General features: G+C 72.3%; 27 protein-coding genes. All 27 read right to left on the reverse strand.

What is annotated here, in order from left to right:
- Positions 1-18: 18 nt before the first annotated feature.
- The 27 genes from fliO to N799_RS02695 all read right to left on the reverse strand — a co-directional run bounded on the left by fliO (position 19) and on the right by N799_RS02695 (position 25,733).
- Positions 19-678, reverse strand: coding sequence for a flagellar biosynthetic protein FliO (fliO, locus tag N799_RS15110; protein ID WP_052101090.1), 660 nt, complete (start codon positions 676-678; stop codon positions 19-21).
- Positions 675-1,019, reverse strand: coding sequence for a flagellar motor switch protein FliN (gene fliN / locus N799_RS02570; protein WP_036207421.1), 345 nt, complete (start codon positions 1,017-1,019; stop codon positions 675-677). The genes fliO and fliN overlap by 4 nt, the downstream gene beginning before the upstream one ends.
- Positions 1,016-2,020, reverse strand: a complete 1,005-nt coding sequence (gene fliM / locus N799_RS02575) for a flagellar motor switch protein FliM (protein ID WP_036207424.1) — start codon at positions 2,018-2,020, stop codon at positions 1,016-1,018. The genes fliN and fliM overlap by 4 nt, the downstream gene beginning before the upstream one ends.
- 18 nt (positions 2,021-2,038) lie before the next feature.
- On the reverse strand, positions 2,039-2,533 hold the full coding sequence (locus tag N799_RS02580) for a flagellar basal body-associated FliL family protein (protein ID WP_036207427.1): 495 nt from the start codon (positions 2,531-2,533) through the stop codon (positions 2,039-2,041).
- A 125-nt stretch (positions 2,534-2,658) separates the two neighbouring features.
- A complete protein-coding gene (locus tag N799_RS14270; protein ID WP_152597786.1) occupies positions 2,659-3,804 on the reverse strand; it encodes a flagellar hook-length control protein FliK in 1,146 nt (381 codons plus the stop codon).
- Positions 3,805-3,908: 104 nt separating this feature from the next.
- Positions 3,909-4,361, reverse strand: a complete 453-nt coding sequence (gene fliJ / locus N799_RS02590; protein ID WP_036207430.1) for a flagellar export protein FliJ — start codon at positions 4,359-4,361, stop codon at positions 3,909-3,911.
- Positions 4,358-5,785 (reverse strand): flagellar protein export ATPase FliI, encoded by a 1,428-nt coding sequence (gene fliI, locus N799_RS02595; RefSeq protein ID WP_081974662.1) that lies wholly within the window; start codon positions 5,783-5,785, stop codon positions 4,358-4,360. Before fliI ends, fliJ begins: the two co-directional genes overlap by 4 nt.
- Complete coding sequence (locus N799_RS02600; RefSeq protein ID WP_036207433.1) at positions 5,782-6,402, reverse strand: FliH/SctL family protein; 621 nt, start codon at positions 6,400-6,402, stop codon at positions 5,782-5,784. Before N799_RS02600 ends, fliI begins: the two co-directional genes overlap by 4 nt.
- Positions 6,399-7,421: a flagellar motor switch protein FliG gene (gene fliG / locus N799_RS02605; RefSeq protein ID WP_081974663.1), complete on the reverse strand. Its 1,023-nt coding sequence runs from the start codon at positions 7,419-7,421 to the stop codon at positions 6,399-6,401. The genes N799_RS02600 and fliG overlap by 4 nt, the downstream gene beginning before the upstream one ends.
- Positions 7,414-9,066 (reverse strand): flagellar basal-body MS-ring/collar protein FliF, encoded by a 1,653-nt coding sequence (gene fliF / locus N799_RS02610; RefSeq protein ID WP_036207436.1) that lies wholly within the window; start codon positions 9,064-9,066, stop codon positions 7,414-7,416. The genes fliG and fliF overlap by 8 nt, the downstream gene beginning before the upstream one ends.
- Before the next feature lie 81 nt (positions 9,067-9,147).
- Positions 9,148-9,528, reverse strand: coding sequence for a flagellar hook-basal body complex protein FliE (gene fliE, locus N799_RS02615; protein ID WP_036207440.1), 381 nt, complete (start codon positions 9,526-9,528; stop codon positions 9,148-9,150).
- 106 nt (positions 9,529-9,634) lie between these two features.
- A complete protein-coding gene (locus N799_RS02620) occupies positions 9,635-11,062 on the reverse strand; it encodes a sigma-54 dependent transcriptional regulator (protein WP_036207443.1) in 1,428 nt (475 codons plus the stop codon).
- A 6-nt stretch (positions 11,063-11,068) separates the two neighbouring features.
- A complete protein-coding gene (locus N799_RS02625; protein ID WP_036207445.1) occupies positions 11,069-11,461 on the reverse strand; it encodes a response regulator in 393 nt (130 codons plus the stop codon).
- 13 nt (positions 11,462-11,474) lie between these two features.
- A complete protein-coding gene (gene rpoN / locus N799_RS02630) occupies positions 11,475-12,860 on the reverse strand; it encodes an RNA polymerase factor sigma-54 (protein WP_036207448.1) in 1,386 nt (461 codons plus the stop codon).
- A gap of 232 nt (positions 12,861-13,092) precedes the next feature.
- Positions 13,093-13,725, reverse strand: coding sequence for a response regulator transcription factor (locus N799_RS02635; RefSeq protein WP_036207451.1), 633 nt, complete (start codon positions 13,723-13,725; stop codon positions 13,093-13,095).
- Positions 13,726-13,961: 236 nt separating this feature from the next.
- Positions 13,962-14,519 (reverse strand): PilZ domain-containing protein, encoded by a 558-nt coding sequence (locus N799_RS02640; protein WP_036207454.1) that lies wholly within the window; start codon positions 14,517-14,519, stop codon positions 13,962-13,964.
- Entirely contained in the window at positions 14,516-14,797 is a 282-nt protein-coding gene (locus tag N799_RS02645) for a hypothetical protein (RefSeq protein WP_036207457.1), read from the reverse strand. The genes N799_RS02640 and N799_RS02645 overlap by 4 nt, the downstream gene beginning before the upstream one ends.
- The gene (gene fliS / locus N799_RS02650) at positions 14,794-15,207 is read right to left on the reverse strand and encodes a flagellar export chaperone FliS (RefSeq protein WP_036207460.1); all 414 of its coding nucleotides are present in this window, start codon (positions 15,205-15,207) and stop codon (positions 14,794-14,796) included. The genes N799_RS02645 and fliS overlap by 4 nt, the downstream gene beginning before the upstream one ends.
- A gap of 1 nt (position 15,208) precedes the next feature.
- Entirely contained in the window at positions 15,209-16,561 is a 1,353-nt protein-coding gene (gene fliD, locus N799_RS02655) for a flagellar filament capping protein FliD (protein ID WP_036207463.1), read from the reverse strand.
- Positions 16,562-16,820: 259 nt separating this feature from the next.
- A complete protein-coding gene (locus N799_RS02660) occupies positions 16,821-17,984 on the reverse strand; it encodes a flagellin (RefSeq protein ID WP_036207465.1) in 1,164 nt (387 codons plus the stop codon).
- Between the two features lie 174 nt (positions 17,985-18,158).
- Positions 18,159-19,352 (reverse strand): flagellar hook-associated protein FlgL, encoded by a 1,194-nt coding sequence (flgL, locus tag N799_RS02665; RefSeq protein WP_036207467.1) that lies wholly within the window; start codon positions 19,350-19,352, stop codon positions 18,159-18,161.
- A gap of 21 nt (positions 19,353-19,373) precedes the next feature.
- Complete coding sequence (gene flgK / locus N799_RS02670; protein WP_152597791.1) at positions 19,374-21,242, reverse strand: flagellar hook-associated protein FlgK; 1,869 nt, start codon at positions 21,240-21,242, stop codon at positions 19,374-19,376.
- Between the two features lie 11 nt (positions 21,243-21,253).
- On the reverse strand, positions 21,254-22,288 hold the full coding sequence (flgJ, locus tag N799_RS02675) for a flagellar assembly peptidoglycan hydrolase FlgJ (RefSeq protein ID WP_052101099.1): 1,035 nt from the start codon (positions 22,286-22,288) through the stop codon (positions 21,254-21,256).
- Between the two features lie 9 nt (positions 22,289-22,297).
- Positions 22,298-23,392 carry a flagellar basal body P-ring protein FlgI gene (locus N799_RS02680; RefSeq protein ID WP_052101101.1) on the reverse strand — a complete coding sequence of 365 codons (1,095 nt, stop codon included), beginning with the start codon at positions 23,390-23,392 and terminating at the stop codon, positions 22,298-22,300.
- A 20-nt stretch (positions 23,393-23,412) separates the two neighbouring features.
- Positions 23,413-24,168 carry a flagellar basal body L-ring protein FlgH gene (locus tag N799_RS02685; RefSeq protein WP_036207474.1) on the reverse strand — a complete coding sequence of 252 codons (756 nt, stop codon included), beginning with the start codon at positions 24,166-24,168 and terminating at the stop codon, positions 23,413-23,415.
- A 2-nt stretch (positions 24,169-24,170) separates the two neighbouring features.
- Positions 24,171-24,956, reverse strand: coding sequence for a flagellar basal-body rod protein FlgG (flgG, locus tag N799_RS02690; protein WP_036207477.1), 786 nt, complete (start codon positions 24,954-24,956; stop codon positions 24,171-24,173).
- 30 nt (positions 24,957-24,986) lie between these two features.
- On the reverse strand, positions 24,987-25,733 hold the full coding sequence (locus N799_RS02695) for a flagellar basal body rod protein FlgF (protein WP_036207763.1): 747 nt from the start codon (positions 25,731-25,733) through the stop codon (positions 24,987-24,989).
- Positions 25,734-25,765 lie beyond the last annotated feature (32 nt).

Genomic DNA, 25,765 nt, shown 5'->3' on the forward strand with positions numbered 1-25,765 from the left:
GGTGCAGGCCGGACGCGGTCATCGCGGCTTCTTCCCGAACTGCTGCGCCAGCACCTGGGCGAACGGCGACGGCGTGCCGGCCGCGACCGGCAGCGGCTGCTCCAGCGTGTGCAGGGTGCGGGTGCCGCCGGGACCCGTGGCGAGCAGCAGCTGGGTGCCGCCGACATCGACCACGACCACGCGCTCGCGCGGACCGAGCGCCAGCGAGCCGACCACCTTCAGCGCCGGGTTGGCGGCGCCGCCAATGCCCGGCATGCGCTTGGCGAGCCACGCCAGCAGCAGGATGAAACCGATCACCAGCAGCAGCGTCACCACCGTGGTGCCGACCATGCCGGCGCCGCTGGGCGGGGCGCCGAGCGGAGCGGCCGTCGGCTGCGCGGTGGTGGCGGTCGCGACCGGCTGGCCCTCGGTGAAGGCGCTGGCGGCGCTGCGCGGGGCGGTCGTCGTGGCGTTGGTCGACGTTTCGATGAAGCGCGCGTGGGCCGAAGCGGGTGCGAGTGTCGCTGCAGTGGCATCGGTTTGCGCCGACGCGGCGGGCGCCACGGCGGCGACGCCGGCCGCGGCATCACCCGCGCCAGCGGCCGGCAGCGGCTCGACCACGGTCGCGCCCGCGCTCGCCAGCAGCGGCCAGGTCTGCGCCACGCCGGCGGCGTCGGCGGTGATCGGTGACGGTTTCATCGCAGGCGCTTGATCCGCTCGGCCGGGCTGACCACGTCGGTCAGGCGCACGCCGAAGCGGTCGTTGACCACGACCACCTCGCCCTGGGCGATCAGCGTGCCGTTGACGAACACGTCCAGCGGTTCGCCGGCCGCGCGCTCGAGCTCGACCACCGAGCCCTGGTTGAGCTGCAGCAGGTTGCGGATGGGGATGCGCGCGCGGCCGACCTCGAGCGACAGCGCGACCGAGACGTCGAGGATCACGTCGAGGTTGAGGTCGGCGCCGGCGGTGGCGTCGGCGGTCAGCGACTCGAACGAGGCGCGGGCCGGATCGGCAAGCTGGGCGGAATCGGATGCGTTCATGGCGTGGTTGTCAGGCTGGCGATTGAGGGGACGGTGCGCGCGGCGTGGACCGCGGTGACCTTGATGGCGTTGCGGCCGTTGTGGGTGCCGAACTCGCCGGAGAACAGCGGCATCTGCTCGACCTGCAACTGCACGGTCTGCGGCAGGTCGATCGGGATCACGTCGCCCACCTTCAGCCGGCACAGCTCGCGCAGGCTGATCTGGCGCTGGGTCAGGGCGCAGGCCAGTTCGACCTCGGCGTCCTGCAGCTGGGTACGCATCGCGCGGGTCCAGCCCTCGTCGCGCTCCACCCGGTCGCTCTGGACGCCGGCGTCGAGCTGCTCGCGGATCGGCTCGAGCATCGAGTAGGGGATGGACACGTGGAACTCGCCGCCGCCGCCTTCAAGCTCGACGTGGAAGCGGCTGACCACGATGTACTCGCGCGGGCTGATGATGTTGGCGAAGTGCGGGTTGACCTCGGAGTTGAGGTACTCGAACTCGACCGGCATCACCGGCGCCCACGCCTCCACCAGGTCGGCGAAGGTCTGCTTGAGCAGCAGCTGGATGACACGCATCTCGGTGGCGGTGAACTCGCGGCCCTCGATGCGCGTGTGGTACTTGCCGTTGCCGCCGAAGAAGTTGTCGACCACGGTGAACACCAGCCGCGGCTCGTACACCACCAGCGCGGTGCCGCGCAGCGGCTTCATCTTCACCATGTTGAGGTTGTTGGGCACCTGCAGCGAATGCATGTACTCGCCGAAGCGGATCAGGTCGACGCCGCGCACCGACAGGTCGGCCGAGCGCCGCAGCAGGTTGAACAGGCCGATGCGCCAGGTGCGGGCGAAGCGCTCGTTGATCATCTCCAGCGTCGGCAGGCGGCCGCGGACGATCCGGTCCTGGCTGGCGAAGTCGTAGCTGCGCGCCTCGCCGGGCGCCGGCGGGGCGTCCTCGGTGTCGACCGCACCGCTGTCGACGCCGTGCAGCAGGGCGTCGATTTCGTCTTGTGACAGCAGGTCGCTCATGGCTCGTGTCCGGGTGCGTTACTGGGTGACCAGGCTGGTGAACAGCACCGCCTCGACCTTGGCCGGCGCGGCCTCGGCCTTGAGCACGGCGACGACCTCGGCCCTGGCCTTCTCTTGCAGCCGCTCCTTGCCGCTGCGCTGCGCCAGTTGCGCGGCCGACTGCTGGCCGAACAGCAGCAGCAGGCGGTTGCGGATGGCGGGGGTATGCAACTCCAGCGCGGCGGAGGTGGCCGCGTCGCGGGTCATGAGCTGGACGTCGGCCTGCAGGTAGCGGACCGCGTCGGTGTCGGCGAGGTTGACCACGAATGCCGGCTCCAGCGCGTAGTAGCGGGCCGGCGCACGGCCGGGGGCGGCGGCCGGCGCCTGTGCACCGTCGGTGGCCGGCGGCGCGGCGCGGGCCTGCATGAACCACCAGCCGCCACCACCGGCGATGGCCAGCAGCAGCACGATGATGATGATCCAGGGCAGCTTGCTGCCTTTGGTGGCGGGGGCGGTGGAACTCTGGGCAGGCACGCGATCACTCCGGCTGTCGGTGCCGGTTACCGTGCAAGGGGTGTGCCGCGATGCGCGCCGGGTTGCCGCCGGTGATTTGACGCGAAGGTGAACGGAGCGGTGACGGGTTTCCGCGGATGCCGGGTTCAGGCGTACTCGTCGAGCAGCCCGCGGGTGCGCAGCTGCACCGGTGCGCGCTCGCTGCGGCCGTCGGCGTGGATGCCGTCAGCGTTGCCGGCCACGGTCCCGGCGCGCCCGCCGGCGCTGTCGCCGGCACCGTCACCACGCCCTTGGCCGACGTCGCTGTGCGCCAGCTGCAGGCCGTGCTGGCCGAGCAGTTCGCGCAGGCGGCCGACGCTGTTCTCCAGCGCGTGGCGGACGTCGGCGTGGGCCGACTGGAACTCGGCGACGACGCGGGTGCCGTCGATTTGCAGGCGGACGTCGATGGTGCCGAGGGTCTCCGGGTTCAGGCGGATCTCGGCGTGGCCGATGCGCTGCTCGGCGAGCCAGCCGATTCGCGCACCGAAGGCGTCGTCGAAGCCGGCGTCGGGGTCGGCCGGGAAGGCGAGCGGCGGCTGGCCGGCGGCGGTGACGGGGCGTGCACCGGTGGGCGTGCTGCCGGTGGCGCCCGGCGGCAGGGTGCGCTCGCCGGTCTCGAATTCGGGGATGAGGTCGGGCGAAGTGCCGTCGGCGGACTGCTCCAGCACCGGGGCGAAGTCGACCGGCGGGGCGCTGCCGGCGGAGCCGACTGCGGTGTCCGTGGCCACGGGCATCGCGGGCAGGGGTGCCAGGCCGGCGAGGGTGGATGCGGCGGTGTCGGAAGTGGCTGCCGCGCCGGCCGGCGTGGTGGCCGCGACGGGTCCGGAGGCGAGCAGGGTCGCGGGCAATCCGTCAGCGGTAGCCGTCGGGAACAGTGTGGCCGCCGGCATCGCAGCGGTGCCGCCCGGCGCGCCGGATGGCGGCGGCCCGATGCCCGGCGCCGGCGCGGTCTCGCGCCATCCGCCGATCATCGCGAACAGCTGGTCCGGCAGCGTTGCATCGGCGGCGTCCCCGCCCCGTGCATCGGCCGAATCCTTTGTCGCGGCGGACGCGTCGCCGTCGCCTTCCCGCCGCTCCGCGCGTGCGGCGGTGCCCGGCGACGCATCGCTGGAACCGGCGGCGCCGGTCGCCTCGCCGGCGCGCGAGCGCTCGTCCGCCGAGCGCGAACCGTCGTCGCGGGCCTGCGAGCCGCGCGACTGCGAAGCCCGCGCATCCGCCCCGGCCGCGGGACGTGCCGCCGCGGGATCCAGCAAGCGCTCGAAGCTGTCCCCGTCCCGCCCACCGCCATTGCCACGTGACGCCCGGCCACCGTCGCCCGACGGCGCGGCGGACGGCGCCGAAGCCAGCCCCGACGCGATCACGCCGGCACCTCGCCGTCGTCGCGGGTGGTGTTGCGCACGCGACGGGCGCCGAGGTCGTCGAGCTCGCGCTGCACGCGTTGCTCGGCGGCGCGCGACTCCTCGGCGCGATAGCTGGCCGACAGCTTCTCCAGCACGTGGGTCTCGCGGCTGGCCAGCATCAGGCGGGCGCGCTCGACGTCGGCGTGCTGGCGGGTGTTGTCGACCACGCGCACCTGCTGGGCGACGGCGGCGTCGAGGCGTTCGCGGAATGCCAGCCGGTTGGCCAGCAGCGCCGGGTTGGTCAATGCCGCGGCCGGTGCCGAGTACTCGGCGGCGTAGCGGCGCAGCGCCTCCAGCCGTTCCTCCTGCTCGGCCACGGCACGGTCGCGCTCGGCGACCTCGCGGGCGACGTCGTCCTGGTGTTGCTGCTTGACCCGCAGCAGCGGGTCGAGCCGTTGCGAGCGCGTCATCGGGCAGGCTCCTGGGCCGGGGTGGGCATCTGGGGGGTTGCGGTGGCGGGCGCAGCCTCGCGGCCGTCGTCGAGCAAGCGGGCCAGCGCGGCGCGGCTGGCCTCGACATCGGAGGCCTCGGCCACGTCCTGGCCGAGGAACTCCATGATCCTCGGCCAGCGCGCCACCGCCTCGTCGACCAGCGGGTCGCTGCCGCGCTGGTAGGCGCCGATCGCGATCAGGTCGCGCTGGGCGTTGTAGGCCGCCATCAGCCGCTTCAGCTTGCGGATGCGCTCGCGCCACGACGCGTCGGTGATCTCCTGCATCACGCGGCTGACCGACACCTCGACGTCGATCGCCGGGTACTGGCCGGCATCGGCGATCCGGCGGGTCAACACGATGTGGCCGTCGAGGATCGCGCGGGCGGCGTCGGCGATCGGCTCCTGCTGGTCGTCGCCCTCGGTCAGCACGGTGTAGAACGCGGTGATCGAGCCGCGGCCGTCGGCGCCGTTGCCGGCGCGCTCGACCAGCTGCGGCAGCTTGGCGAACACGCTCGGCGGGTAGCCGCGGGTGGTCGGCGGCTCGCCGACCGACAGGCCGATCTCGCGCTGGGCATGGGCGAAGCGGGTCAGCGAATCCATCAGCAGCAGCACGTGCAGGCCCTGGTCGCGGTACCACTCGGCGATGGCGGTAGCCCGCAGCGCACCGTGCAGGCGCGCCAGCGGCGGGCGGTCGGCCGGGGTGGCGACCACGACCGAGCGGCGCAGGCCTTCCTCGCCGAGCGTGCTCTCGACGAAGTCGCGCACTTCGCGGCCGCGCTCACCGATCAGCCCGACCACGATCACGTCGGCGGCGGTGTAGCGGGTCATCATGCCCAGCAGCGTCGACTTGCCGACGCCGGACCCGGCGAACAGCCCGATGCGCTGGCCGCGGCCGATCGGCAGCAGGGCGTTGATCGCGCGCACGCCGACGTCGAGCGAACGGGTGATCGGCTCGCGCATCAGCGGGTTGATCGCCTCGCCGCCGAGGCCGACCCAGCTTTCGGGGCGGATCGGGCCGCGGCCGTCGAGCGGCACGCCGTCGCTGTCGATCACGCGGCCCAGCAGGCCCTCGCCGACGGCCACTTCGCCCTGCTGGCGGGTGTTGACCACGCGCGCGTTGGGCAGCAGGCCGGCGAGGTCGGCGGTCGGCATCAGGAAGGTGCGGTCGCCGGAGAAGCCGACCACCTCGGCGTCGACCCAGCGACCGCCCGCGGTCTCGACCCGGCAGCGTGAACCCAGCGGCGCCGAACAACCCGACGCCTCCAGGGTCAGGCCGACCGCGCGGCGCAGCACGCCCTCGCGGGCCAGCCCGAGTGACGGCGGCTGCGCGCTGGAACCGTCCAGCCGCGCGGCCAGCCGCAGGTTGCGGGCTTCTTCCCAGTGTTCGGCGGCGACCGAAGTCATGCGCGCGGCTCCGGCGGGGTGTTGGCGAACGCGTCGAGGCTGGCCTGCAGCCGGGCGGCGAGGGTGCCGTCGATGCGCATGCTTTCGCTGTGCAGCCGCAGCTCGCCGCGGCCGAGGGTGGAATCGGCGGTCAGGCGCACGCCGCTGAGGCCGGCCAGGTGCGGCGCGAGCACGCCGAGATCGTCCGGGTGCAGGCGCAGTTCGACCTCGCGCGAGCTGGTGCCGACCGCGTCCAGCGCCTCGCGCACGAGGTCGGCCAGCAGGGTCGGGTCGGCCGCGTAGGCACGACCGAGCAGGGCGCCGGCGATGCGCACGGCGAGGTCGCCCAGCGCGTCGGCGACCTCCGAGTCGAGCCTTGCCAGTGGCCGGGTGAAGCCGTCGAGGATGCCCTCGATGCGGGCCAGCTGGCGCCGCACCTCGGCCTGTCCGCTGGCCAGCCCCTCGGCATGGCCGGCGGCGTAGCCTTCCTCGTGGGCGGCGCGCTCGAGCGCCTGCAGATCCTCGACGCTGGGCGGTGGCGGCAGAGGTTCGGGTTCGACGTACTCGAAGCCCGGCGCGGTCCAGCGCACCGCGCCGGAGGCGTCGGCGAACCGCGCCTGCAGCAGGGTCTCGCTCATACGAAGGCCTCGGCCTTGGCGGCCAGCTGGATGGTGCCCTCATCGGCCATCTTGCGGACGGTGGCGAGGATCTCCTTCTGCGCCGCCTCCACCTCGGCCAGCCGCACCGGGCCGCGCGCCTCCATGTCCTCCAGCAGGATCTCGGCCGCGCGCTGCGACATGTTGGTGGTGATCTTCTCGCGCACGCGCGGGTCGGCGCCGCGCAGGGCCACGGCGAGCTTGTCGGACGGCACGTCGCGCAGCACGGTCTGGATCGCGCGGTCGTCGATGTCGGCGAGGTTGTCGAAGACGAACATCAGGTCGCGGATGCGGCCACCCAGCGCGTCGTCGATCTCGCCGATGCTGCCGAGGATCACCTCGTCCTGGCCGGAGTCCATGAAGTTGAGGATGTTGGCCGCCACCTTGATGCCGCCGACCGACGACGACTTGATGTTCTGGCTGCCGGAGAACTGCCGCGCCATCACGTCGTTGAGCTCGTTGAGCGCGTTGGGCGGGATGCCGTCGAGGGTGGCGATGCGCACCAGCACGTCCGGGCGCACGCGCTCGGGCAGCACCTTGATGACGTCGGCGGCCTGGTCGGGGTCGAGGTGGGACAGGACGATGGCGATGATCTGCGGGTGCTCGTTGCGCACGAGGTCGGCGATCGCGCGCGGCTCCATCCACTTCAGCGTGTCCAGCCCGGAGGTGTTGCGGCCGGCGAGGATGCGGTCGATCAGGCTGCTGGCGCGCTCCTCGCCGAGCGCCTGGGTCAGCACCGCGCGGATGTAGTCGTCGGCCGAGCCGAGCGCGCCGGGCTGGGCCAGCACGTCGACGAAGTCGTCGAACACCTGCGCGACCGACTCGTGCGAGATGCCGCCGACCGACGTCATCGCCAGGCCGAGCTTCTGCACTTCCTTCGCGCTCATGTGCTTGAGCACCTCGGCCGCCTGCGTCTCGCCGAGCGAGAGCAGCACCACCGCGGCACGCTGGGTGCCGGTCAACACGTCGAGCTTGCGGCCGCCGGCCGTTGCCTCAGCCATCGGATTCCACCCAGTTGCGCACCACGTTGGCGACCCGCTTGGGATCATTGGCGACCGCGGTCTTGGCGACGGTCAGCTTCTCGTCGAAGTTCATCGCCGCCTCGGCGGTGACGCGTGGCTGCGGCTTGGGTTTCTCGGCCGGCGAGGACAGCGAGACCGGGATTTCCTCGTCCTCCGGCAGCACGGTGACCACCGCGGTCTGCGGCGCGCGCGGCGCCAGCAACTGGCGGAACGCCGGCCGCAGCACGGTCAGGATCAGCACCAGCACCGCCAGCCCGCCCAGGCCGATGCGCAGCAGCTCCTGCGCGCGCGGGTGCTGCCAGAACGGCGGCGCTTCGGGGGCGTCGAGTGCATCGCCGCGTGCGAACGGCGCGTTGACCACCGACACCGTGTCGCCGCGCGTAGCGTTGAAGCCGATCGCCTGCTGCACGAGCGTCTCGATGCGTGCCAGTTCGTTGTCGGTGAGCGCGCGGTAGCTGGTCTTGCCGTCGGCGGCGGTCTGCGGGACGTTGTCGACCAGCACCGCGGCGGTGACGCGGGTGATCTGGCCCGGTGCCTGGCGGGTGTGGGTGAGGGTGCGGTCGATCTCGTAGTTGCGCACCGCGGTGCGCGCGCCGGTGCCGGTGCCGCCGGTGGCAGCCTGCGGGGTGGCGGCTGCGGCGGCGGCCGCGGCGGTGTCGGGGTTGTTGCTGGCCGCGCCGGGCACGCCCTGCGGGCCCTGCAGCGCGGCGAGGTCGCCGGATTCGGAGATCTGCTCGCTGCGGATCATCGCCGGGTCCGGGCCGTAGGTCTCGCTGGCCTGCTCGGTCTCGGCGAAGCTCATGTCGATGCTGACCTGCGCGCTGATGCGGCCCGGGCCGGCCAGCGGTTCCAGCAGCTCCTGGATGCGCTGCACGTAGACCGCCTCGGCGCGGCGCTGCTGCTCGAAGCGCTGCGCGGTCAGCGCCGATTCGCTGTCGGGGTTGTCGTTGGACAGCATGCGGCCGAACTGGTCGACCACGGTGACGTTGTCGACCGGCATCTGCGGCACGCTGGAGGCGACCAGGTGCTCGATCGCGGCGACCTGGCCGGGTTCGAGCACGCTGCCGCTGCGCAGGTGCAGCACCACCGACGCGCTGGCCGGCTCCTTCTGGCGGGTGAACGCGCTCGGCTTGGGCAGCGCCAGGTGCACGCGGGCCTCGCGCACCGGGCGCAGGTTGGCGATGGTGCGGGCCAGCTCGGTCTCCAGCGCGTGCTGGTAGCGGGCGTTCTCGACGAACTGGCTGGTGCCGAAGCCCTGGTCGCCCTGCAGGGTCTCGAAGCCGCCGCCCTCGGCCGCCGGCAACCCGGCCGCGGCCAATGCGAGCCGCGCCTTGCCGACCTGGTCGGTCTCGACCGACAGCGCGCCGCTGCCGGGGTCGATCCGGTAGGGGATCTGCGCGGTGCGCAGCAGCTCGCTGGCCTCGGCGGTGGAGCGCGCGTCGAGCCCGGCGAACACCGGCACGTAGCTCGGCTTCTGGGTCCAGAAGAACAGCCACAGGCCCAGCGCGATGACCGCGGCGACCAGCGCGAACAGGCCGATCTGGCGTACCGCCGGGATGTCCTGCAGCGGACCGAGGTCCTTGAGGCTGCTGGCGGCGTTCTTGGGAAGGGTGATGACGCTCATGCGTGGTGTCTCGGCTCGTCATCCCCGCGGGCGCGGGGCGTGGGCGTGGGGACGGGGAAGTGGGGTGGGCGGGGCCGTGCGTCAGATCGGCATGTTCATGACGTCCTGGTAGGACTGGACCAGCCGGTTGCGGACCTCCGCGGTGGCCTTGAACGCGACCGAGGACTGCTGCATCGCCACCATCACCCGCGCAAGGTCGGCGCGCGGGTCGCCCATCTCGAACGCCGCCTGCAACTCGCCCGACACCCGCTGGGCGCGGCTGACGTTGTCGAGCGCGTTGTTGAGGGTGGCGCCGAAGCCCGGCGCGCCGGCCTCGGCGGCCTCGCCGGCGCGGCCGATCCCCTCCGGCCGCAGCCCCTGCGGGTTGATCGCGTTGCCGGCCGGCGCGTCGGCCAGCGGCCCGCGCGCACGCATCTCGTGGGCGCGGATCTGGGAAAGGATCGATGAAATCGCGTCGGTCATGGCGTGGCTTGCGCGTCCGGCGGGTCTGCCCGTTCATAGGCAAGCCGCGTGCCACGGATGTGCCGGGAACCCGTCGCGCCGCCGGCGCGTCCCGGCGATGCGGTTCTCAGTCCCGCTCGATGCCGTACTTGCGCAGCTTTTCCACCAGGGTGGTGCGGCGCAGGCCCAGCAGCGGTGCGGCATGGGCGACCACGCCGTCGGCCTGCTGCAGGGCGGCGCGGATCAGTTCCAGCTCGATCTCGGCGATGTGGCTGCGCAGGTCCAGGCCTTCGGCTGGCAGGGTGGTGGTCGGCGAGTAGCTGGCCGGGTGCGGCGGGGCGGCGTCGTTGGCGGCGGCCGGCAGCCCGGCCGGCAGGTCGTCCTCGATCGTCTCCGGCATCGCCGCGCGGTAGCGCGCCGGCAGGTCGGACGCCTTCACCATGCCCGACGGGTGCAGCACCGCCAGCCGTTCCAGCAGGTTGCTCAGCTCGCGCACGTTGCCCGGCCAGTCGTAGTGGGCCAGCGCGGCCACCGCACCGCTGCCCAGGCTGACCCGGCCGCGGCCGCTCTCGGCCAGCTGGCGGGTGATCGCGGCGATCAGGTCCGGCAGGTCGGCGACGCGCTCGCGCAGCGGCGGCATCTCGATCGGGAACACGTTGAGGCGGTAGAACAGGTCCTCGCGGAACTTGCCCTCGTGGATATGGGCCTCGAGGTTGCGATGGGTCGCGGCGACCACGCGCACGTCGCAGTGGATCAGCTGGGTGCCGCCGACGCGCTCGAAGCTGCGCTCCTGCAGCACGCGCAGCAGCTTGACCTGCATCGGCATCGGCATGTCGCCGATCTCGTCGAGCAGCAGGGTGCCGCCCTCGGCCATCTCGAAGCGGCCCTTGCGCTGTGTCAGGGCGCCGGTGAACGCGCCCTTCTCGTGGCCGAACAGTTCGCTCTCGAGCAGGTCCGGCGGGATCGCGCCGCAGTTGATCGCGACGAACGGCTTGTTGGCGCGCCTGGAGCGCTGGTGCACCGCGCGCGCGGCGACCTCCTTGCCGGTGCCGGACTCGCCGAGGATCAGCACGGTGGTGTCGAACGGGGCGACCTGGTCGATCATCCGCGACAGCTCCAGTACCGCCGGGCTGCGGCCGGTCGGGCCACCACCGGCGTTCTGCTCGCGGCGTTCGTCCTCGTCGATGCGCTTGAGGCTGGCGCGGCGCAGCGCCTCCTGCAGTTGCACGCGCCGCAGCGGGTAGTCCAGCGGCCATTGCGTCTCGGGGTGCAGGCGCTCGCGCCAGGCGGCGTCGGGCGGGTGGCCGGGCAATACCAGCAGCGGCGGGTGCAGCGGCTGACCACTGAGCCAGTCGACGAAGCCGAGCCAGTCGTCGCCGCCGCCGGTGTCGCCGACCACCACCGCGACCCAGTCGCTGCCACGCGCCCGGGAGAGGTCGATGTCGGATGCCTCGGTCACGATGCGCGGGTTGAAGTCCATGAACTCCAGCAGCGTCGCCACGTGTTCGGCGCGGTCCATGTCGCGCTCGACGACGAGGATGCGTGATTCGCTCATCGTCGCTTACGCCTGGCTGGCGGTGGTGTGCCGGTCGGCCAGTGCCTGCAGCAGTGGCACCACGTCGTGGATGTACGACAGCTTGCTGACGAAGGCGTCGGCACCGGCGCGCAGTGCGTGCTCGCGGTGCTCGGCGTCGTCGAAATGGCTGGCGATGACGATGTACGGCGGGTTGTCCTGCGCCTTGATCAGGCGCGTGGCCTGCAGCCCGCCCATCTCCGGCATGGCCAGGTCCATCAGCACCGCGTCGGGGCGCAGCGCCTCGCACTGGGCGATCGCCTCGATGCCGTTGCCGGCCGAACCGACGATGTCGAGCCATTCGGTGCGCCGCAGGTGGCGCATCGCGGCGTTGATGAAGCCTTCGTGGTCGTCGACCAGAAGCAGTCTGACGGTGCTCATCGGTGTCTCCGGATCAGGCCGCGAGGGCCGGCTTGCAGCGCTGGCGCGCGGACGGGATCGACAGCTGGTCCCGGTACTTTGCCACCGTGCGCCGCGCGATGCGGACACCGCGGCGTGCGAGCAGGCCGGCGATGACGTCGTCGGCCAGCGGCGCGTGGCCCGGTTCGGCGTCGATCAGGCGCTTGACCATCGCCTTCACCGCCGCGCCGGACACCGCCGCGCCCTCCAGTCGCACGGCGAACAGCCGCTTCAGCTCGAAGGTGCCGCGCGGGGTCTGGATGTACTTGCCGCTGGTGATGCGCGAGACGGTGGACTCGTGCATGCCGATCGCATCGGCGACCTCGCGCAGGGTCAGCGGCGCGATGGCCTCCTCGCCGCGTTCGAGGAACGCGCGCTGGCGCTCCACCAGCACCTGCACGGTGCGCAGCAGGGTGTCGTTGCGCATGGCGATGCCGCGCACCAGCCAGCGTGCCTCGTCGAGCAGGCCGCGCAGCACGCTCTGGTCGCCCGGCGCGTGGGCCAGAGCCTGCTCGCAATGGGCGGCGATGCGGATGCGCGGGGTGGCGCGGCCGTTCAGCGCGACCCGCCACTGGCCGCCGAGGAAGCGCACGCTGACGTCGGGAATGACGTGGCCGTCGTCCTCGGCCGCCGGCGGTTCGACCGGCGAGGGACGCAGCGACAGCACCAGCGCGGTGGCGGCGGCAACCGCGTCGGCATCGGCGCCGAGTGCGTGGGCCAGCGCGGCATTGTCGTGCGCGGCGAGTGCGTGGATCTGCTCGCCGACCATGCGCTCGGCCAGTGAGCGGGTGGCGTCGGCCGGATGGCTCGCCAGCTGCGCGAGCAGGCACTCGGCGGCGCTGGCCGCGGCGACGCCGGTCCAGGCGCCGTGCAGCAGGCGCTGGCGCGCGGCTTCGAGCGCGGCGGCGGTGGTCGTCAGGGCGGCCGCCCCCTCGCGGGCCAGCTCCCCGGGGTCGCCTTCGAGCAGACCATGGTCGTCGCAGTGGTCCAGCCACCATTGCGCCTGCCGCAGGGCGCCGTCCCCCCATTCGAACGACAGCTCCTGCAGCAGGCGCACGCGCCAGTCGGTCGACTCGCCCGCGGCGATGCGCGCGCAGGCGTCGTCGTCGGCGCCGCCGGTCCCGCCCCCCGACAGGAACACCGGGTCGGGCAGCTCGTCCCACGCCGCGGCCTCGAGTTCGGCGTCGGTGGCGGTATCGACGGCGTCGGCTTCCCCGGCCTCGTCGTCGTCCACCGGCTCCAGCATCGGGTTGCGGTCCAGCGCCTGGCGCAGCTCCAGCTCGAGCTGCGGCGCGGTCAGCTGCAGCAGCCGGATCGACTGCAGCAACTGCGGCGTGAGATTGACGCCCTGCGTGAGCTGGGCCCTGACGCTGGTCTTCACTTCGCTCCCTCCCGGTCCATGCCGCCGTCTTGAAGCTGGCTGCGGCATGAATCCTGCAGAAGGCGCGCCGGCGATCGCATCGGGAGGAACCCGTCATCCGCCGGGGTTGGCCCGACCCGTGTGGGGGAATCCCCGACACAACCGCCGTTTTTCCGGTACGCCGGTCACGCTGGACGGCCGCAACGACTTGCCGGTATTGGGACGCAGGTCCGCCCGGCGTCGGGCGGCAAACCTACAGGTCGCCGTGGATCCGCATCGCGGTGCGCAGCAGCTCGGTCGCGTTGCGGCAGCCGAGGGCATCCATCAGCCGGGCGCGGTGGGTCTCGACCGTCTTGACGCTGATGCCGAGGTCGGCGGCGATCTGCTTGGTGCTGCGGCCGGCACCGATCGCCGCGAGAATCTCGCGCTGGCGCGGCGGCAGCGCATGCACGCCGCCCTGGCCGGCCGTGGCCGCGCGGGTGGTGGCCAGCTGCGGCGCCGACACCTGCGGGCTGAGGAAGGTGCGGCCGGCAAACGCCGCGCGCAGGGCGATCTCCAGCTCCGCCGGAGCGGCCTCCTTGACCACGAAACCCTTGGCGCCGCGGGCCAGTGCCTCGCGCACGTGGCTGGCGTCGTCGTGCATCGACATGATGACGACCGCGCAACCGGGGCAGGTGCGGTGCAGCTCGGCGAGGGCCTCGAAGCCGTTGCGACCGGGCATCGACAGGTCCAGCAGGACGACGTCGGGCAGCGCCTCGCCGGCACGGATCACCGCTTCGTCGGCGCTGGCCGCCTCGGCCACCACCTCGATGCCGTCGAACGACTCGATCAACCGGCGCAGGCCGGCGCGGATCAGGGTGTGGTCGTCGCAGATCAGTACCCGCACGTGGAGGGTGTCCCTGTTTGTAATGTGCGCCCGGTCACCTTAGCGGAGCGCCTCGCGCTTTTGTAGGAGCGACGCAAGTCGCGACCCACTGACCACCCGGTCAAGCCGCGGACAACGCGAATCCGTGCTCGCCCGATCACGCCACCACCACCCCCGGGCGTCCGCTCGACCCGATTGCCAGTGGGTCGCGACTTGCGTCGCTCCTACGGGAAACCCGTGGCCTGGTGTCGATGCGCCTAACGCCCCCGCCGGCTCTCGGCGATCGCACGGCGGTGGACGCGGAACAGGTGCCGTGCCAGCGCCGATTCCAGCGCCGGGGTCAGCGGGCCGAAGCGCAGCCACAGCTGCTGGCCGCGGCCGTGGGCGACGCTGGCCAGCACGGTGGCCGGCAGCAGCAGGGTCTCCGGCAGCCAGTCGGAGGGTTGCACGCGCAAGGCGCCGGCAGTGCCGGGGGCGACCACCTCGTCGACCTCCAGGCAGGCGCCCAGTGACGACCAGCGCAACGGCCGGCGCGGGTCGAAATGCTCGCCGAAGCGGCTCGCGACCAGCGCGGTCAGCAGGTCGAGCTTGGCCTCGATGCGGTGCAGGACCACGTCGGCGGCGCCGTGTTCGTCGGTGTCGTCGCCGCGGCTGTCCTCGACCACCGCCAGCGAGCGCAGCAGGCTCTCGCCACGCAGGCAGGCGGTGCGTGCGGCGGCCGGCGACAGCGCGCCGGGCACGAACGCGGCCGGGCGCACCTCCTCGCAGGCCAGCGAGTCGCCGAAAACCTCGTCGCGGGCGCTGTCGGCGTTCATCCGGCGGCGGTCCTGTAGGCGGCCGCGCCGCGGTGGCTGTCGCGCAGGCGCTGCAGGCCCGAACCGGCGTGGCTGCGGGCGGCCTGCAGGTCGCTGACCAGTTCGCGCTGGGCCTGCAGCAGGGCCAGCCAGTTGGCGCGGCTGCCGGCGTCCGGCGGCGCGCTGGCGACCGCGGCGCGGACCTGCCGCTCGTGCTCGGCCAGCAGGGCCGAGGCGCGGTCGAAATCGCCGGCGTCCAGCGCCTGGCGCACGGTCGCGATCGGCAGCAGCGGGATCACGCGGCGCCTCCCGCCACGGTCGGCGCCGCGGGGTCGATGGCGCGCCAGGCCTGCTCGATGTCGCCCAGCAGTTCGTCGACCTCGGCCAGCGGGGCCGGGTCGTTGTTGCCGTTGGCCTCCAGCAGGCGGCGCTGGAAGTAGTCGTACAGCGCGTGCAGGCCTTCGGCGATCTCGCCGCCGGCGTTCATGTCGAGCGTGCTGTTGAGCCCGCCGATGATGCCGCTGGCGGAGCTGATCGCCTGCGCCTTGCGGGCGAGGTCGCCGCGCTGCAGGCAGGCGATGGCAAGCTGCACGCGTTCACGCGCGCCGCCGAGCATCAGCGAGACCAGCTGGTGCGGGCTGGCGTCGAGGATCGCGCTGGTGGCGCTGGTCTGGCGGTACTGGTTGGCGAAGGCGCGGGCGCTGTGCATGTCACGGACTCTGCGAGTAGTTCGGCAGCCGGGCCAGCTGCTGGGAGAGGAAGGAACTGACCGAGCTCATCTGCGCGACCATCGCGTCGAGGGCGGTGAACTGGCGCAGGTAGTTGGCCTCGACCTTGTCCATCCGGCGGTCGAGCGCGAGGCGGTCGTTTTCGAGGCGGTCCATGCGCGATTCCAGCGCTTCGGTGCGGTCGCTGATCATGCCGTCGTCGCCCAGCCAGGACTTGAGCGCGCCGGCCAGCGGCGCGCGCAGCGAACCTTCGTCGCCGAGCAGGCGCTGTACCGCCTGCGGGTCCTCGGCCACCGCCTTGTCGAAGGTGGCGCCGTCGAGGCTCAGGGAGCCGTCGACCTCGGTCTCGAAGCCGAGCGCGGACAGTTCGGCGTAGTTCTGGCTGACGAAGCCGCGCAGTGACTGGGTGATCCCGCGCGGGGCGGCGTCGCCGCTCAGCGCCGCGCCGGGCGTGCCCTCGCTGCCGGCCGCGCTCTGCGTGCGCAACTGCGACAGCGCGGTGTTGTAGGCGCTGATGAGGCCCAGCAGGCCGGCCTTGAGCGTGCTCGGGTCGGACTTGAGTTCGAGGTCGAACGACTCGCCCGGAGTGGCCTTGGTCAGGTCCAGGGTGACGCCGTCGATCAGGTCGTCGATGCGGTTGCTGCTGCTGGTGCGGGTGATGCCGTCGACCACCACCACCGCGTCGTTGCCGGGGTCGGCGACGGTCATCGTGCCACCGCTGGTGGCCAGTGCCGACAGGCCGCCGTCGCCGCCGCTGGCGGCGACCGTCAGCCGGCCTTCGCTGCCGGTGGTGGTGGAGGCCAGCACCAGCACGTCGCCGGCGTCGCCGCGAACGAGGGTGGCGCTGACGCCGTGCGCGCCGGCCTGCTTGTTGATCGCGTCGCGGATGTCGGCGAGCGAGCCTTCGCCCTCGGCGATGTCGACCGTGACCGGATCACCCGCGCCGACGGTGATGGTGAGGCTGCCGTGGCCGAGCTGCGCATCGGAGGCGAGCGCGGCGGACTGCAGCTTGTGGGTGCTGGCCAGGCTTTCGACGGTGATGCCGTAGCGGCCGAGCGCGGCGGTAGCGCCGGCGGTCGCGGTGAAGCCGGCGTCCTCGGGCACGTGGACCTTGCGGCCGGGCAGGGCGCCGTTTCCTTCGAACTTGGCCAGCGCGTCCTGCAGGCCCGACAGCGCGCTGCTGATCTTGCCGAACGCGGAGATCTGCGACTGGGTGGTGCTTTCGAGTCGACTGATGCGGTTCTCGGTCGGCGCGCGCTCGGCGGCGACCAGCTGGGTCACCATCGTGTTCACGTCGAGGCCGGAACCGACACCGGGGCTGGAAAGGGAGGCCACTGCTGTCTCCTGGGACGGGTGGACGGGTTGGGGCGGGTGCTTCGGACGGTGATGCTTCGAACCGCCGGGGCAAGAACCGTTCCGCCGGGGCTTTGACGCGGTGCACGGCCGCTGCCTGCCTTGCTTCCGGTAACGGCCGCGGGCGCCGCGGCTTTAGCGTCGGCGCGTCCTCACCGCCCGCGCCCGGGCACAAAAAAACCGGCCAGGGCGAAGCCACTGGCCGGTCCGGAGAGACGAGGAGTCTCCGTTTGCGCGGTGATCAGCGCAGCAGGCTGAGCACGCTCTGCGACGACTGGTTGGCCTGCGCCAGCATGGCGGTACCGGCCTGCTGCAGGATCTGCGTGCGCGACAGGTTGGCGGTCTCCTTGGCGTAGTCGGCGTCCATGATCCGACTGCGCGCGGCCGACAGGTTCTCCGAGCCGGTCTGCAGGTTGGTCACGACCGAGGAGAAGCGGTTCTGCACCGCACCGAGGTCGGCGCGGGCGTCGTTGACGGACTTCAGCGCGGCGTCCATGGCGAGCATGGCCTTGTCGGCGCCCGCGGCGGTGGAGATGTCCAGATTGGCAAAACCGGTGTTGTCGACGCCGTTGGTGTCCTTGGTGAAAGTGTCGGCGGTCAGGCCGGTGTTGCCGGTGGTGGCGGAGGTGCCCAGGGCTACGGTGATGTCCGAGCCATCGATGTTGCTCAGGGTGACCGCGCCGGTGGTCGAGTCGGCGGTGGCCGTCACGCCGGTCTCGGCGGTCACGGCGTTGATGGCGGCCGCCACGGCCGAGCCCTGCGCGGTTGCGCTGCCCGCGGCGGTGATCGCGCCGACGTCCACGCCGTTGATCGTCAGGTCACCCGCCGCGATGTCGTTGGTGCCGGCGACGAAGTCGGTCGGCGCAGCGCCCACCACCTCGACCGACTGGTAGGTACCCAGCGACTCGATGTTGGCATCGGCGATCGCGGCGATGTCGATGGTCTCGCCCTGGTTGGCGCCGACCTGGAACGACTGCGCGGTGAAGCTGCCGTCGAGCAGCTTGGTGCCGTTGAAGTTGGTGGTGTCGGCAACGCGGTCGATCTCGGCCTTCAGCTGGTCGACTTCCTTCTGCAGCGCGGCGCGGTCATCGGCCGAGTTGGTGGCGTTGCGCGACTGCACGGCCAGCTCGCGGATGCGCTGCAGGTTGTTGCCGATCTCGCCCAGCGCGCCTTCGGCGGTCTGCGCCAGCGAGATGCCGTCGTTGGCGTTGCGGGCGGCCTGGTCCATGCCGCGGATCTGGGTGGTGAAGCGCTCGGAGATGGCGAGGCCGGCGGCGTCGTCCTTGGCGCTGTTGATGCGCAGGCCCGAGGACAGGCGCTGGATGGTGGTGCCGAGGTCCGCGCTGTTGGCGGTCAGGTTGCGCTGCGCGTTGAGCGACATCACGTTGGTGTTGATGACAGACATTTGAAGGTCTCCTGGATTCGGAAGTCCGGCGTTTCGCGCCGGTTGGCGTCGCAGGGGCTTGCCGTGATCCGGTCCTGTCCGCTGCTGGTATGGATAACGGCTGGGGGTTGCCGGCCTTTAGGAAATTTTTTGCATTTCCGGTGTTTTTCGTGCAGGGCGTCGCCGCCCATGCGCTTACAGCAGGTTGAACAGCGACAGGCCCTGGATGCGCACGGTCACCTGCTGCGCGGCCTGCAGCGCGGTCATCTGCATCGCGAAGCGACTGGCGGCCTCGGCATAGTCGGTGTCGCGCAGGTCAGACAGCGTGCCTTCCAGCGCCAGCGAGGTGGCACTGCGGCTTTCGGCGGCATGGTCGAGCGTGGACAGGCGTGCGCCGGTGCTGGCGCGCGCGGCCAGCAGGTGTTCCTGCGCGGTTGCCAGGTCGCCCAGGCCGGCTGTCAGCACGTTGGTGCGGCGGGCGCTGTCGGCGGGGCTGTCGTCCGGTGCTTCCATCGCGTCGGCCAGTGCATCGAGGGTGGCGAAGATGTCGCGCTCGCCGGCACGTTCGACGCCGAAACGATCGCCGGCGGCGGGCGCGCCGTTGAGCTGCATCTGCACGCCGCCGGCGCTGATGGTCTGTCCGTCCTGCCAGGTGCCGGTGCCGATTTCGGTGCCGCCGGCGTCGAGCACGCGGTAGTTGGCGCCGTCGAGGAATTCGACGGTGACGCCGGCGCCGTTCCAGCTGCCGTGGTCGGTCACGCTGGCCGAGGCCAGCACGCCGCTGCCGCTGTTGCCGGCACCGGCGCTGCCGCGGACGATGCCGTCGCCGGTCGCCACGCGCAGGAACAGCGCGCTGCCGGGGTCGGTGTCGGCCACGGCCAGGTCGGGGGCGACGTCGACATCGTTGCGGCCGGCGTCGCCGGCGTAGGTGATGCTGCCGCCGTTGTCGGCGAACGGCACCACCCCGTCGCGGGTGCCGGCGAACAGCGCGCGGCCGGCGCCGTCGCCGCGGTTGCCGATCGAGATCAGCTCGGCGCGCAGCTGGCGCATCTCCACCGCGATGACCTTGCGGTCGTCGTTCGACAGCGTCGGCGTGTTGGCGCGGATCACCAGTTCGCGGGCGCGGATCAGGTGGTCGCCGGCGTCGGCCAGCGCGTTCTCCTGCAGGCCGAGGCGGCGCTCGAGGTGGCCGCTGTTCCGGCCGAACTGCTCCAGCGACGACACCGCGTGGTCGAGCCGCTGCGCGTTGGAGAACGCGGCCGGGTCGTCGGCGGCGGTGACCAGCTTGCTGCCGGTGGTCATCTGCTGCTGCGTCTTCGCGATGGCCTGCTGGCGCTGAAGCATGCCCTGCAGGCCCTGGTTGTGGATCTGCGCGGTCGACAGTCTCATGCGGCGGTCCTCACGTGGGCCTCAGCGCACCGCGCCGAGCAGGGTCTGGAACATGTCGTCGGCGGTCTTGATGATCTGCGCCGCGGCCTGGTAGGCCTGCTGGTAGCGCAGCAGGTCGGCGGCCTCCTCGTCGAGGTTGACGCCCGACACCGACTCGCGCTCGGCCATCACCTGGGCGTGGATCGCGTCCTGCGCTTCGAGGCTGAGGCCGGCGTGGCGCGCCTCGCTGCCGGCGCGGCCGGTCAGCTGCGCCAGGCCGGCGGTCAGGCCGACACTGCCGCCGTCGAGGATGCCGTCGGTGTCGACCGCGGCGAGCGCGCGCGCGTTGGCGTTGTCGGACGAGCGCGGCGGGGTGGCGGTGAGGCTGAAGCGGTCGCCGGCGGCGGGGGCGCCGTCGAGTTCGAGCGACCAGCCGTCGCCGCTGACCGGCGTGCCCGGCGTCCACGCGAACGGCCCGTTGCCGTCGACCGTGTACTGGGTGGCGTCGATGAACTCGACCGTCGCGCCGGTGAAGCCGGCGAACGCGGCGGAGTCGGTGATGCGCGACGCACCGGCGCTGGCACCGCCGAGGTTGGCCGGGTCGGCGCTGGCCTGCAGCGGGCTGGCGGCGGCGATGCCGAGCGGGTCGTCGAGCACCACCTGCAGTCCGCTGGCCGCGCCGGAGGTGGGACGTAGCGAGAACCGGTCGCCGTTGGCCGGGGTACCACCGACCACCAGTTCCACGCCGTCGACCACCAGCGGGTCGGCCGCGGTGCCGCTGCCGGTGAGCGGGACCGCCTCGCCGCTGCCGGCGCGGGTGGCGCTCCAGCTGCCGGCGTCGAAGCGCAGCACCAGGTCGTGGCCCTTGAGCGCGCCGACGTCGCCGATGCCGGCGGTCAGCGTCGCGCTGCCGGTGTTGCCGGCGTGGCGGTCCACGCGCGGCGACGGCAGCGAGAACATGTCGCTGCCCGGCGCACCGTTGTAGTCGACGCCGGCGCGCTGGGTTTCGTTGAAGCCGTGGGCGAACGCGACCGCGAGGCGGCCGAGCTCGGCGCGCATCGGGTCGAGCACGCGCTCACGGAACTCGACCAATCCGCCGACCTCGCCGCTGACCGACGACGACGGCAGCCGGATCGATCCGCCCGGGCTTTCCAGCGCGATCTGCACGCGGTCGGGGCGGTACGGGTCGCTGGCGGTCGACAGCGCCATCGACTTGTTGCCCAGCACCAGCGCCTGGCCGCCGGGCGTGAACACGTTGACCGCGCCGTTGTCCTGCTCGACCGTTTCCGCGCCGACCAGCGCGGCGAGCTTCTCGATCCGCAGCGCGCGCTGGTCGAGCAGCTCCGGTGTGGCGTTGCCGCCGGCAGCGACGATCTGCTTGTTGAGCGAGGCGATCTCGCTGGCCATCTTGTTGGCGGCCGCGACCTGCGCCTCGATACGCACGTCGACCTCGTCCTCCATGGTCGCCATCTGCGCGTCCATCGAACGCCAGCGCGCGGCGAGCTGTTCGCCCGATGCCAGCAGCTGGCTGCGCGCGGAGGTCGAGGTCGGTTCGGCCACCACGCCCTCGGCCGCGGCGAAGAACGCCGACCACGGCGCGCCGAGCCCGGTCGCCGAGTCCGACATCAGGCTGTCGACCCGCGCCGACAGCGACGACAGCTGCTGCAGCCGGCCGAGCTCGCCGCTGCTGTCGACCTGCCGTGCGAACACCAGCCCGTCGGCCAGCCGCTGCAGCCGGGCGACGTTGACGCCGGTGCCGACCGTGCTGGCGCCGAGGGTCTGGCCCGGGCGGGTCTCCAGTTCCACGCGCTGCCGGCTGTAGCCCGGCGTGGCGGCGTTGGCGACGTTGTTGCCGACGGTGGCCAGCGCGCGCTGGAAGGCGAGCAGGGCCGAGCTACCGGTGGACAGCATGCCGCTCATGGTCAGCCTCGCGGAGTGGTGGGCAGGGCGGCGACGTTGCGCACGTCACGCGTCGGCATCGACGCCAGCGCGCGGTCCAGCGTCGGGCCGTTGGCAATCGCGGTGATCTTGGCCGCGTACGACGGGTCGGTCGCGTAGCCGGCGCGTTGCAGCGCGTTGGCGAAGCCGCGGGTGTCGTCGCCGGCGGCAAGCGCGTCGGCATAGCGGTCGTTGCGCATCAGCCGGGCGTAGTCGGCGAAGCTCTCGTTGATCGAACCGTAGGCGCGGAAGTCGTCGCGCTGGTCGTGGCGCACGCCGCCGACGAACTCGTGGGTGGCCGAGTTGACCTTCGCGCCGTTCCAGCCGGTGGCCTTGATGCCGAACAGGTTGTGCGAGCCGTCGCCGCCGACCAGTCGTCGGCCCCAGCCGGTCTCCAGCGCGGCCTGCGCAACCAGCGCGCGCGCCGGCACGCCCAGTTCGGCCGCGGTGCGCTGCGCGTGCGGCCAGATCGAGCGGACGAAGGCTTCCGGGCTGCTGGCGTCGATGCGTGCGTCGGGGTCGACCGGCATGGCGGGATCGGGCGATGCCGGTTCCGGCCACGACGGCGCGGCCAGCGGTGCGACCGTGCCGAGCGAGACGCCGCTGTCGCTTGGGGCGAGCGCGAGGCCGGCGGCCCCGGTCGACAACGCCATCGCCGGCGAGGCCGCCGACAACGGCATCGCCATCGGCAACTGGCGGGTCAGTGGCAGGCCGCCCGGCGTGGCGAACGTCGCCTCGACATCGCCGCCGCCCTGGCTGCGCTCGAGCTGCCGCACGATCATCGGCGCCAGCCCGAGGCCGTCGCCGCGGGCCATCTCCTTCGCGAGCTGCTGGTCGTACATCTCGCGGTACATCGTGTTGTCACCCAGCATCGGGTCGCCGAAGCCGGTGCTGCGCATCGACTTCAGCATCATCTGCGCGAACTGCGTTTCCAGCTCGCGCGCAGCCTCGCGCAGCCGGTCCCGCGAGGGTCCGGCTGCGTGGGTGAATGGCATCGCGGTGGCGGATTGCAGGTTCATGGCCGTGGCTCAGATCACCTCGAGCTCGGCACGCAGGGCACCGGCGCGCTTGAGCGCCTCGAGAATCGCGACGATGTCACCCGGCGCCGCGCCGACGGCGTTGACCGCCTGCACGATCGCCTGCAGCGACGCGCCTTCCAGCACGAACATGCGGTTGCCCGACTCGGTCACCTCGATCGACGACTGCGGCGCGACCACGGTGGCGCCGTTGCCGAACGGCGCCGGCTGGCTGACCTGCGCGCTTTCGACCACCGACACCGTGAGCGAGCCGTGCGACACCGCCGCCGGCAGCACGCTGACCTCGCCGCCCATCACGACGGTGCCGGTGCGCGCGTTGACGATCACCTTCGACGGCGCCGTGCCGGGGCTGACCTCCAGGCTTTCGAGCTGGGCGAGGAAGGCGATGCGGTTGCCGGCCGGCGGCGCGACCTCGATGGTCACGCCGTCCACCGCCTGCGCGCGGCCGGGACCGAACGCGGCGTCGATCGCCGAAACGATCCGCGCGGCGGTGGTGAAGTCGAACTCGTGCAGGTTCAGGGTGATGCTGCCGCCCGGCGCCGCACCCGGCACCGCGCGCTCGATCACGGCGCCGTTGGGGATGTTGCCGCTGTTGGGCGCGTTGACCGAGATCCGCGAACCGTCGCGGCCGGATGCACCGAAACCGCTGACGATCAGGCTGCCCTGGGCGATCGCGTAGACCTGGCCGTCGGCGCCCTTCAGCGGCGCCATCAGCAGGCTGCCGCCACGCAGCGAGCCGGCGTTGCCGATCGACGACACGGTGATGTCGATGGTCTGGCCGGGCTTGGCGTGCGGCGGCAGCTCGGCGTGGATCGCGACCGCGGCGACGTTCTTGAGCTGCGGGTTCACGCCCGGCGGGATGCTGACGCCGAGCTGGTCGAGCATCGTCTTCAGGCTCTGCACGGTGAACGGGGTCTGGCTGGTGCGGTCGCCGCTGCCGTCGAGGCCGACGACCAGGCCGTAGCCGACCAGCGGGTTGCCGCGGACGCCGGCCACCTGGGCCAGGTCCTTGATGCGTTCGGCCTGCGCGGCGCCGCTGGCCAGCAGCAGCGCGAGCAGGGCGAGCGAGGAGGTGATCAGGCGCATGGCGGTCGTCCTCGGCGGTGTCAGTAGGGGAAGGCGGCGGAGTTGAAGAACCGGCCGAGCCAGCCCATCGCGTTGGAACGTGCCAGCGTGCCGCGACCGCCATAGACGATCTGGGCATTGCCAACGCGGTCGGAGGTGATGCGGTTGTCGGGACCGATATCGGCCACCCGGACGATCCCTTGAACCTGCACCAGCTCGTCGCCCTGGTTCAGGCGCATTTGCTTCTGGCCGCTGACCAGCAGGTTGCCGTTGCCGAGTGCGCGCACCACGGTGACGGTGATCTCGCCGTCGAGCCGGTTGCTCTGCGACGAGGTGCCGGCGCCGTCGAACTCGCGCCCGGCTTCCACCTCGGCCTGCAGGATCGACTGGCCCTTGTAGGTCACCGGTACCCCGGCGATGACCGGTGCGCCGAGGCTGAAACCGCTGTCCTTGGTCACCGCGGTCTGCGCGCGGCTGGTCGAGGAGGTGCGCTCGACCAGCACGATGGTCAGCAGGTCGCCGACCTGGCGCGCCTTGTTGTCCTCGAACAGGCTCATCGAGCGGCTGCCGCCGTACGCCGCACCGCTGGCGGCGCTGGCGTAGATCGAACCGCTGGCGGCATGGCCGCCGACCGCCGGCGCCGGCTGTGCGCCGGGGTAGGCCTGGGCGGCGAGGGCCGGGTCGACGCCCGCGACCGGCACAACAGGCGCAATCGGCTCGAACGGCCGGACGTCGCCGACGAAGCTGGCGCAGCCGGCGAGGGCGAGCAGGGCGGTGGCGGCAACGAGGCGCTTCATGGTCACAGGTTCTGGTTGAGGAAGCCGAGCATCTGGTCGACGGTCGAGATCGCCTTGGCGTTGGTCTCGTAGGCGCGCTGGGTCTCGATCATCGACACGAGTTCTTCGACCGTGTTGACGTTGGAGGACTCCAGTGAGCCCTGCGCGAGCAGGCCGATGCCGCCGGTGCCGGGGCCGCCGACCTGTGCCGGGCCGCTGGCGCCGGTCTCGACGAAGAGGTTGCCGCCCTTGGCCTGCAGGCCGGCGGGGTTGACGAAGTCGGCCAGGGTCAGCGCGCCGACCTGCACCGCCTCGGGCTCGCCAGCCACCTGCACGCTGACGGTGCCGTCGGCGGCGATGGTCACGCTCTGCGCGCCCTCGGGGAACTGCAAGCCGGGTTGCACCGGATAACCGGAGTTGGTGACGAGCTCGCCGTTGGCGTTGATCTGGAAGCTGCCGTCGCGGGTGTAGGCGGGGCTGCCGTCGGGCATCAGCACCTCGAAGAAGCCGCGGCCGTTGATTGCCACGTCCAGCGCGTTACCTGTCTGCGACAGGTTGCCCTGGGTGAACTGCTTGGCGGTCGCGGCCACGCGCACGCCGGTACCGGTCGACAGGCCGGACGGCAGCTGGGTCTGCTCGCTGGACGCGCCGCCGGGCTGGCGGACGGTCTGGTACAGCAGGTCCTCGAAGCTGGCGCGGTCGCGCTTGAAGCCGGTGGTGTTGGTGTTGGCGAGGTTGTTGGAGATGACCGCCATGCGCGTCTGCTGCGCGTCGAGGCCGGTCTTGGCGATCCACAGAGCCTGGGTCATGGCGGGTTACCTCTGTTAAGCGTCAGGAAATCAGCGCGAGGACAGCAGGGAATTGCTGGCACGGGCGCTCTCGTCCCCGCTCTGCAAGACCCGTACCTGCATCTCGAACTGGCGCGACAGCTGGATCATCGAGACCAGCATCGCGGTGCTGTCGACGTTGCTGGACTCCAGCGCGCCGGCGGTCAGGACGTTGCCGGCAGCCGGCGGGGCGGGGTCGGCGCCGGGCGGCATCCGCATCAGGCCGTCGTCGCCACGCACCAGCTGGTCGGTGCGGGCCTCGACCACCTGCAGGCGGCCGGCCTCGGCGAGGGTGGACGGCGGCTGGCCGAGCGGGACCACCGAGATGGTGCCGTCGCCGCCGATCAGCATCGACTCGTTGGGCGGCACCGCGACCGGCGCGCCGCCCTGGTCGAGCACGGGCAGGCCGGACGCGGTGGTCAGCAGGCCGTTGGCGGTCAGCTGCAGGTTGCCGGCGCGGGTGTAGGCGACGCCGCCGTCGGGTGCCTGCACCGCCAGCCAGCGGTCCTGGTGCAGGGCGATGTCGGTGGCGTTGCCGGTCTGGTTGATCGCGCCCGGCGCCGCGCTGACGCCGAGCGTGCGGTGGCTGGCGGCCACCCGCGAGTCGAAGCCCTCGCCCTGCACCGGCGCGGCGACGGTGCCGCTGAGCGTGGCCTGGAAGCCGACCGTGTTGGCATTGGCGAGGTTGTGCGACACCGACGCCTGCGCCTTCAGCGTGGCGCTGGCGCCGGTCATCGCGACGTAGAGGGCTCTGTCGATCATTGGATCTCCACGGTCGGACTGAGGGTGGT

The sequence above is a fragment of the Lysobacter arseniciresistens ZS79 genome (assembly GCF_000768335.1).
Taxonomy (GTDB): Bacteria; Pseudomonadota; Gammaproteobacteria; order Xanthomonadales; family Xanthomonadaceae; genus Novilysobacter; species Novilysobacter arseniciresistens.